This is a genomic window from Parafrankia sp. FMc2 (genome assembly GCF_041008525.1).
GTDB lineage: Bacteria > Actinomycetota > Actinomycetes > Frankiales > Frankiaceae > Parafrankia.
Genome location: NZ_JBFLUG010000479.1, coordinates 1 through 700 on the forward strand (window position 1 = coordinate 1; position 700 = coordinate 700).

At 72.1% G+C, this 700-nt stretch carries 1 protein-coding gene; it reads right to left on the bottom strand.

Annotation, left to right across the window (positions count from 1 at the left end):
* Positions 1–700, bottom strand: a 700-nt coding sequence (locus tag AB1460_RS38035; RefSeq protein ID WP_368967449.1) for an RNA-guided endonuclease TnpB family protein, incomplete at both ends; no start/stop codon positions are given.

Below are 700 nucleotides of genomic sequence, written 5' to 3' on the forward strand. Positions count from 1 at the left end.
CAGGCGAAACAACGCTGACTGGTAAACGCGGCCGGGACCCGCTCGACCCGGCCAGGCGCCTTCTGTTCCACACGTCTGACGAGCAGACCCCACCCCTGAGCCAGGATGCCCCGATTCAGGCCGGCTTTCTGCGCCACGTTCCGCCCCGGTGCGGCCGGAGTACCACGCGCGGAGCGGGTCATCGCCCCGATCCGCAGGTCCTCCACCCGGATCAGCGCGAAACGGCGAGCAAGATCGGTGCTGGTCTTCTCCACCCAGTCCTTACGCCGGTCGGCCTCCCGCGCCCTCACCCGAGCGATCCGGGCCCGCAGCCGGGCCCGTCGGTTCGACCCGCGCCTGGACCGAGCGAACCGCCGTTGCAGCCGGAGGAGCCGTTCGGTTTCCTTCGGTCGCAGGCCCGGGCAGGACAGCAGCTCCCCGGTCGACAGCGCCGCCGACACCGCGACCCCACGGTCCACCCCGACCACCCCACCGGTGTCGGGAACGGGAATCGGGTCGGGGACCGCGACGAAGGCCACATGCCAGCGGCCCACCCGATCCTGTGTCACCCGGTACGACCGCGCCGCCGGCACGGGACGGGACCGGCGAAACCGCACCCACCCGACCTTGGGTACCCGTACCTGCGACCAGCGGCCGTTGACCCGCCGCACATCGGCGGGCTTCACCGCAACGATCCGGAAACCCTCGGCCCGGCCCCGTC